The following is a 7,554-nucleotide window of genomic DNA, read 5'->3' on the forward strand; positions in this document are numbered from 1 at the left end:
TGGTCGCGGGGGAGCCGGCCGCGATGGTGGGGGCGACGTCCGGGCGAGCGGGACGGGGGGTGCGGGAGCGGCGAGCTGGCTTCCCGGCTGCTGCGCGCTCGGCCTCGAGGGCGGCGCGACGGGACAGGTGCACGACCGGGGTCTCCGGCTGCTGCTGGTCGGTGTCGTGTGTCGTCGTCATGGCCGCAGACCATTCTGCACGAGTCTGTCGCTTTGTACAGGGCCTGTCGTGATCTTCTCGTTACCGAACGGCTGGCAGTCCGCTGACGTGTCACCGGCGCTGCGTGCCTGCTGGGCGAGGCGTCGGTAGTGTCCGAGTCCAGCGACCGGAAGGACCTGCGCCATGGCCCGAACGCCGCGGGAACGCCACGAACCCATCGACCTCGCGACCGCCGAGGTCGTGCTCGCGGGCACGCAGGAGCTGCTCCCTGTGCTCCGGACCTCCGCCGTCCGCGCGGGGGTCGACGCTGCCAGGATGCGGGTCGTCGGCGTGGACGACCTGCCCGACCCCCACGACCACGCCGAGGCCGACCTGGCCGTCATCGCGATCCGACGTCCGGGCGACGACCCCGCGTTCCACCGGGCGCAGGAGGCCGCCGAGCTCATCGCGCCGCTGCTCGCGCCCAACGCCGTCCGCATCGTCATCACGGTCTCGGGCGTGACCAGGCTCGCGCCGAAGGTCGAGCGCACGCTGACGTCCGAGGTCCTCCACCAGATCGGCGTGGCCTCGGCCCGATCGGGCTTCACGCGACCCTTCCGGAGCATGCGGACCCGCCTCGGCACCGCAGGGCTGCGTGCCGCCGGCGTCCGGGTGTTCCGGATCACGGTCTGACCCCACCCCACGGCAGGGCCCGGACCCGGTATCTTGACGTCGAGAGAATCCGCGCCGCGAGTACCGTGGACGGACCGAGGTCCGGCACGGTCGAACAAGGGAGTACCCGCCAGCATGGCCAAGATCATCTACACGCTCACGGACGAGGCACCGTTCCTCGCCACCCACTCGTTCCTGCCCGTCGTCGAGGCGTTCGCGCGCACTGCGGGGGTCGACGTCGAGACCCGCGACATCTCGCTCTCCGGCCGGATCATCGCGCAGTTCCCGGAGCGGCTCACCGACGAGCAGCGCCTGGACGACGCCCTGGCCGAGCTCGGGGACCTGGCGAAGACCCCCGAGGCGAACATCATCAAGCTGCCGAACATCTCGGCGTCGATCCCGCAGCTCAAGGCCGCGATCAAGGAACTGCAGGCGCAGGGGTACGACCTGCCCGCCTACCCGGACGAGCCCACCACGGACGAGGAGCGCGACGTCCGCGCCCGCTACGACCGCGTCAAGGGCAGCGCCGTCAACCCGGTCCTGCGTGAGGGCAACTCCGACCGCCGCGCGCCGCTGTCGGTGAAGAACTACGCGAAGAAGCACCCGCACCGCATGGGCGCCTGGAGCCACGACTCCGGGACGAACGTCGTGACGATGGGCAAGGACGACTTCCGCTCGAACGAGCAGTCGTGGATCGCACCGGCCGACGACACCCTGACGATCGAGTTCGTGGCCGCCGACGGCGACACCACCGTGCTCAAGCAGTCGATCCCCGTCCTCGCGGGCGAGGTCGTGGACGGCACCGTCCTGCACGTCCGCGCGCTCGAGGCGTTCCTGCGCGACCAGATCGCCGCCGCGCAGGAGCAGGGCGTCCTGTTCTCCGTGCACCTCAAGGCCACGATGATGAAGGTCTCCGACCCGATCATCTTCGGTCACGTCATCCGCGCGTTCTTCCCGACCGTGTTCGAGCGCTTCGGGGCCGACCTGGCCGCCGCCGGGCTGAACCCGAACGACGGCCTCGGCTCGATCCTCGCCGGGCTCGACAGTGTGCCGAACGGCGCGGAGATCGAGCAGGCGTTCGCCGACGGGATCGACGCGGGCCCCGAGCTCGCGATGGTCGACTCCGACAAGGGCATCACCAACCTGCACGTCCCGAGCGACGTCATCGTCGACGCCTCGATGCCCGCGATGATCCGCACGTCCGGCCACATGTGGGGCCCGGACGGCGAGGAACACGACACCCTCGCGGTCATCCCGGACTCGAGCTACGCCGGCATCTACCAGGCCGTCATCGAGGACTGCCGCGCGAACGGTGCCTTCGACCCGTCGACCATGGGGTCCGTGCCCAACGTCGGACTCATGGCGCAGAAGGCCGAGGAGTACGGCTCGCACGACAAGACCTTCGAGCTGCCGGGCGACGGTAAGGTCCGCGTCGTCACGAGTTCCGGTGAGACGGTCATCGAGCACGACGTCGAGCAGGGCGACATCTGGCGCGCCTGCCAGACGAAGGACGTCGCGATCCGCGACTGGGTGAAGCTCGCCGTGACCCGCGCCCGTGCCTCGGGGACGCCCGCCGTGTTCTGGCTGGACGAGACGCGTGCGCACGACGCGAACCTGATCGGGCTCGTCCGCACGTACCTCGGCGACCACGACACCGACGGCCTGCAGATCGAGGTCATGGCACCCGAGGACGCCATGCGCTTCTCGCTCGAGCGGATCCGCCGCGGCGAGGACACCATCTCGGTCACGGGCAACGTGCTCCGCGACTACCTCACCGACCTGTTCCCGATCATGGAACTCGGCACCTCGGCGAAGATGCTCTCCGTCGTGCCGCTGCTCGGTGGTGGCGGCCTGTTCGAGACCGGCGCCGGCGGGTCGGCCCCGAAGCACGTCCAGCAGCTCGTCGAGCAGGACTACCTGCGCTGGGACTCCCTGGGTGAGTTCCTCGCGCTCGCGGTGTCGTTCGAGCACCTCGCGGGTGTGACCGGCAACGCGCGGGCGAAGGTCCTCGCGGACACGCTCGACCGCGCCACGGGCACGTTCCTCGACGAGAACCGGTCGCCGGGACGCAAGATCGGCACGATCGACAACCGCGGCAGCCACTTCTACCTGGCGAAGTACTGGGCCGACGAGCTCGCCCGGCAGACCGAGGACACGGAGCTCGCGGCCGCGTTCCGGGGCCTGTCGACGCAGCTCGACGAGCACGAGTCGCAGATCGTCGACGAGCTCAACGCGGTGCAGGGTCGGCCGGCCGACATCGGCGGGTACTACCGCCCCGACACGGCGAAGACGAACGCCGTGATGCGGCCGTCCGCCACCCTCAACGAGGCGCTCGCCGCCCTGTAGGCGACGACCCGACGCAACGGGAGGCGCGGTGCCGGCTGGTACCGCGCCTCCCGTCCGTCGTGGGGCGCGTCCCGACCGGCCCGCTCGGGTGCCCGAGCGGGCCAGATCTGTCTCGCTCGGCACCCGGACGCGACGGAACGCACCCGCTCGGCGGACGTGAGCGGCGTGTCTCGCCCGCTCGCCGCGCCGCCGCTCCGCCGCACCGCCGCACCGCCGCACCGCCGCACCGACGGGGTGACGGCCGCCGCGGCGCCGCGTCAGCCCTTGGGGACCGGAGGGCCGACGACCAGCAGGGCGGAGAACACGAGCGCGACGGCCACGAGACCGATGCCCGCCGCCACCGCCGGGCGCCGCACCACGAAGAAGAGCAGCCGGTCCCAGATGCCCGACCGGTCGTCCGGGGAGCGTCGCCAGGGGCCCTCGAGCATGCCGCGCCGGGCGACGGCGACCTCGAACGGCACGGTGGCGTACGGCACGACGGCGCTGACCCACCCGAGCACGAGTGCCCCGACCGACCACCGCTGGTTCACCGCGACGACCGTGGTGACCACGAGGTACGCCAGGAACACGAAGCCGTGGATGCTCCCGCCGACTCGCACGCCCCAGTCGCCGGCGTCCAGCCCGTACTTCAGCACCATCCCGGCGATCAGGAGCGTCCAGGTCACGAGTTCGGCCACCGCGGCGGCGCGGAACAGGGAGCGAGGGGTCATGCCCCACATGGTCGCGCACCCGTCCGGGAGAAGCCCTGACACGCCCCCGCCACATCCCCGACACACCGCCGGTCGTATCGATTCGACCGGGGGAGCGGGTAGCGTCGGGGACATGTCAGCGCCGACCGAGAGCCGTCCCCTGAACATCGTCGTCTGGAACGAGAACGTGCACGAGAGCCGCGGTGACGCGACCGTGCTCGGGCACTACCCCGACGGCATGCACACCGTCATCGCCGCCGCACTCCGGGAGCACCACCCCGAAGCGTCGGTGAGCACCGCCACGCTCCAGGAGCCCGAGCACGGTCTCACCGCGGAGCGCCTGGCGCAGACCGACGTGCTGTTCTGGTGGGGACACGTCGCGCACCAGGACGTCTCGGACGAGGTCGTCACCCGCGTCGTCGAGGCCGTGCACGCCGGCATGGGCCTGGTGGTGCTGCACTCCGGGCACTACTCGAAGCCGTTCACCCGGCTGATGGGCACCACGTGCTCGCTGAAGTGGCGGAACGACGGGGAGCGCGAGCTCGTCTGGACGATCGCGCCCGAGCACCCGATCGCCGCCGGCGTCCCGCACCCGATCGTCATCGACCGCCAGGAGATGTACGGCGAGTACTTCGACATCCCGCGCCCCGACGAGGAGGTCTTCCTGTCGACCTTCGCCGGCGGCGAGGTCTTCCGCTCCGGTGTCGCCTACCGCCGCGGTCTCGGCCGGGTGTTCTACTTCTCGCCGGGCGACCAGGAGTACCCCGTCTACCACCACCCGGACGTCCAGCGGGTGCTCGCGAACGCGGCGGCCTGGGCCGCTCCGGTGTCCGAGCGGCGCGAGCTGACCGCCGACCCCCACCCGCGGGACTGGTTCCTCGGCGCGGGTGCGGGTACACAGGAGGGGTGACCAACCAGCTCGACGGTGCGGACAGGCGCACCGCGGTGATCGAGGCGCTCGCCGTCCTGGGCTCCGGCCCGGAGGAGCGCTTCGACCGCATCACCCGCATGACCCACGAGGCCTTCGGCGTCCCGCTGACGTTCCTCAACCTCGTCCACGCCGACCTCGTCACCACGCAGTCGACGTACGGGTTCCAGCAGGGCACGAGCGTGCCCGCCACCGGGCAGTTCTGCGCGACGACCGTGCTGACGCCCGGACCGATGGTGATCCCGGACACGCTCCTCGACGTCCGCTTCGCCGACACGCCCGCCGTGACCGAGTACGGGGTGCGCTTCTACGCCGGCGCGCCGCTGACGATGCCGGACGGCACGCGCGTGGGGACGCTGTGCGTGATGGACGCGCAGCCCCGGGTCTTCTCGGACGAGGACCTCGCGCTCCTCGGGGACCTCGCTCGGTGGGCGGAGCGCGAGCTCGGCCACTCGATCGAGCGCGGCCGGGTGCGGCGCGTCCTCACCGGGCTGGTGCCCGACCCGGTCACGGTGCCGGGTGCCTCGGTGGACGGGTTCCTCGAGCCGGACGAGCACGGCGGCGACCTGGTCGACTGGCGCGCCGCTGCTGACGGGACGGTCCAGGTCACGGTCGGGACGGTCTCCGCTGCGGGTCGGGCCTCCGCGCTCCTCGCCGCCTCGGTGCGGGCCGCGGTCGTCGCGCGCGGCGACCTGGCGCTCCGAGACGCCCTCACCGGCCTGGAGGCGCAGCTCGCCCCCGACCTGTCGGCCGTCGGCGCCGTCGGGTCACTCCTGCACGTGCGCCTCGACCCGACGACGGGTCACGCGGAGTGGGTCGGTGCCGGACACGGTCCGGCACTGCACGTGCGGGCCGACGGGACCGCGACGGCGCTCCGGTCCACGGACCTGCCGATCGGCCTGCAGCCCGGATCCGTGCCCCGGACCGTCGGCGCCCTCGACCTCGCGCCGGGGGACCGCCTGGTGCTCGTCACCGACGGCACCCTGGCACTCGACGGGATCGGCGACGCGCAGGCCCTCGCGGCGACGGCGGTGGCCCACCCCGGGGACCTCGTCGGGCACGTCCGGTCGCTCGTGCCGATCGGTGGCAGCGGCCCAGGCGTCGCCGTCGTGGTGCTCACGCGCACCTGACCGCACGGAGCCCGGGGGAGCAGGCGGTCCAGCGGCTCCGGTCGACCGAGCGGTTCAGCGACCCCGCGGAGCCGGGCGACCGGTCGCGGCGGCGACGAGCAGCGTGGCCAGGAGCGCGAAGCCGGCGAGTTCGACGCCGAGGCCGGCGGTCTTCCAGTAGGCGCTGCCGACGACCTGCGGCTGCGTGATCGCGTCCGGCCACCACGGGTCGAGGAACGGCACGGTGCCGGGGAACGGGTCGAGCCCGAGGACGACGAGCCCGCCGAGGAGCAGCACCACCCCGAGTCCTGCCATCGCGCCGCGGGAGCGGTGCAGCATCCGGACGACCAGCGCGGCCGCCATGCCGGCCATGCCGAGCACAGCGACCAGGAACGCGATGACGACGACGGGCTGCGGAGCGAGCGCCACCCAGTCGAGCACGGCGATCGGCAGCAGCAGCCACCGTCCCGCCCGTACCCAGCGCCGCGGGTCCCGCCATCCGTCCATGCCGGTCACCGTACGGCAGCGCTCGGGGGGTCCCCTGAGGGCCTCCTTCCCGCAGCACCGGCTGGCTAGCATCGAGGGCATGGCGCAGGACGGCCGGGTCAGGCAGGAGCGGGCGGTCGCGACCCGTGCGGCCCTCATCGGGGCGGCGGCGGCCGAGTTCGACGAGCGCGGGTTCGTGGGCGCGTCGATGGACGGGGTCGCCGAGCGCGCCGGCATGACGAAGGGTGCGCTGTACTTCCACTTCCGGTCGAAGGTCGACATCGCCAGCGCGGTGATCGCCGGGCAGGACGAGATCTCCCGGCGCTACGCCGAGGTCGCGGCCACCCGGTCGACCTCGCCGCTCGAGTCCCTGATGTGGATGTCGCAGGGCGTTGCCACCCAGATGGTGGAGGAGGTCGTGGTCCGTGCGGGACTCCGGCTCGCCACCGACCCGAACGCCCGGGCGATCCCACGTGACCGCCCCCACGAGTACTGGGTCGAACACACCGCCGACCTCATCCGACGTGCGATCGACGCGGGCGAGGTCGACCCGTCGTGGGACCCGCGGGTGATCGGCCAGGTGGTGAGCCCGGCGGTGGCGGGCGTCCAGATGTTCTCGGACATGCTGCACGACCGCGCCGACCTGTTCGAGCGGCTCCGTGAGCTGTGGACGGTGTTGCTGACGGCGATCGCCAGCGACCGGACCCGGCCGGACGTGCCGCGACTCGTGGCGATCATCCGACCCGGCGCGCCCGAGGACCGAGGCCCGCAGGCGGCTGACCCGGGCCCTGGGGAGGTCTGAGCGACGCGGGTCCCCCCAGGGACACCCACGTCACTTCCCTTGGAGGATACCAAGGAGTACGTTTCCGCAGCAGCCCCACGTTCGCGGGGATCGCACCGCCGCCCTACCCTGGCGTGATGGGCACCCCGGCCGCCGAGTTCCACGTCGACGTCGCGCTCGTCGCCGCACTGCTCCGCGACCAGCACCCGGACCTCGCCGACCTGCCCCTGCGGGTCGTCGCGAGCGGGTGGGACAACGTCGTGGTCCGTGCCGGGGAGACCCTGGCCGTGCGCATGCCCCGCCGCGCAGCCGCCGCCACCCTGGTCGAGCACGAGCAGCGCTGGCTGCCGACGATCGCCGCGCTGGTCGGCGACGCCGCGCCGCTCCCGGAGCCCGTCCGCACC

At 72.6% G+C, this 7,554-nt stretch carries 7 protein-coding genes and 2 pseudogenes; 6 read left to right on the forward strand and 3 right to left on the reverse strand.

The genetic code is table 11. The features are described from left to right. Positions 1–181 (reverse strand): annotated as a pseudogene (locus D8M35_RS14435) (hypothetical protein); the annotation flags it as partial. Positions 182–343: 162 nt separating this feature from the next. Between D8M35_RS14435 and D8M35_RS14440 the strand changes: the two are divergent. Both D8M35_RS14440 and D8M35_RS14445 read left to right on the forward strand, forming a co-directional pair. Beyond that, a complete protein-coding gene (locus D8M35_RS14440) occupies positions 344–832 on the forward strand; it encodes a hypothetical protein (protein WP_126892471.1) in 489 nt (162 codons plus the stop codon). A gap of 114 nt (positions 833–946) precedes the next feature. Next, positions 947–3,157 carry an NADP-dependent isocitrate dehydrogenase gene (locus D8M35_RS14445; protein WP_126892472.1) on the forward strand — a complete coding sequence of 737 codons (2,211 nt, stop codon included), beginning with the start codon at positions 947–949 and terminating at the stop codon, positions 3,155–3,157. Between the two features lie 257 nt (positions 3,158–3,414). Here D8M35_RS14445 and D8M35_RS14450 read toward each other — a convergent pair whose 3' ends face one another. Beyond that, positions 3,415–3,867, reverse strand: a complete 453-nt coding sequence (locus D8M35_RS14450; RefSeq protein WP_126892473.1) for a DUF3817 domain-containing protein — start codon at positions 3,865–3,867, stop codon at positions 3,415–3,417. Between the two features lie 112 nt (positions 3,868–3,979). Here D8M35_RS14450 and D8M35_RS14455 point away from each other — a divergent pair, with 112 nt between their 5' ends. Together D8M35_RS14455 and D8M35_RS14460 are read left to right on the forward strand one after the other, a co-directional pair. Beyond that, positions 3,980–4,756 carry a ThuA domain-containing protein gene (locus tag D8M35_RS14455; RefSeq protein WP_174234760.1) on the forward strand — a complete coding sequence of 259 codons (777 nt, stop codon included), beginning with the start codon at positions 3,980–3,982 and terminating at the stop codon, positions 4,754–4,756. After that, positions 4,753–5,904, forward strand: a complete 1,152-nt coding sequence (locus tag D8M35_RS14460; protein ID WP_126892474.1) for a PP2C family protein-serine/threonine phosphatase — start codon at positions 4,753–4,755, stop codon at positions 5,902–5,904. The genes D8M35_RS14455 and D8M35_RS14460 overlap by 4 nt, the downstream gene beginning before the upstream one ends. Positions 5,905–5,958: 54 nt before the next feature. On the opposite strand, the gene D8M35_RS14465 is transcribed toward D8M35_RS14460, so the two are convergent. Then, positions 5,959–6,390, reverse strand: a complete 432-nt coding sequence (locus D8M35_RS14465; RefSeq protein ID WP_161972679.1) for a hypothetical protein — start codon at positions 6,388–6,390, stop codon at positions 5,959–5,961. 79 nt (positions 6,391–6,469) lie between these two features. On the opposite strand from D8M35_RS14465, the gene D8M35_RS14470 reads away from it, so the two are divergent. Continuing rightward, positions 6,470–7,171 (forward strand): ScbR family autoregulator-binding transcription factor, encoded by a 702-nt coding sequence (locus tag D8M35_RS14470; protein WP_161972680.1) that lies wholly within the window; start codon positions 6,470–6,472, stop codon positions 7,169–7,171. A gap of 116 nt (positions 7,172–7,287) precedes the next feature. Then, positions 7,288–7,554: pseudogene (locus tag D8M35_RS14475) on the forward strand (phosphotransferase); the annotation flags it as partial.

It is taken from the genome of Curtobacterium sp. HSID17257, assembly GCF_003989515.1.
Classification (GTDB): Bacteria; Actinomycetota; Actinomycetes; order Actinomycetales; family Microbacteriaceae; genus Curtobacterium.

Excerpts from the sequence above, each read along its gene's own strand:
- D8M35_RS14465 (WP_161972679.1), bottom strand. The coding sequence starts at position 6,390 with ATGGACGGATGGCGGGACCCGCGGCGCTGGGTACGGGCGGGACGGTGG.
- D8M35_RS14440 (WP_126892471.1), top strand. The coding sequence starts at position 344 with ATGGCCCGAACGCCGCGGGAACGCCACGAACCCATCGACCTCGCGACC.
- D8M35_RS14470 (WP_161972680.1), top strand. The coding sequence starts at position 6,470 with ATGGCGCAGGACGGCCGGGTCAGGCAGGAGCGGGCGGTCGCGACCCGT.
- D8M35_RS14450 (WP_126892473.1), bottom strand. The coding sequence starts at position 3,867 with ATGACCCCTCGCTCCCTGTTCCGCGCCGCCGCGGTGGCCGAACTCGTG.
- D8M35_RS14445 (WP_126892472.1), top strand. The coding sequence starts at position 947 with ATGGCCAAGATCATCTACACGCTCACGGACGAGGCACCGTTCCTCGCC.
- D8M35_RS14455 (WP_174234760.1), top strand. The coding sequence starts at position 3,980 with ATGTCAGCGCCGACCGAGAGCCGTCCCCTGAACATCGTCGTCTGGAAC.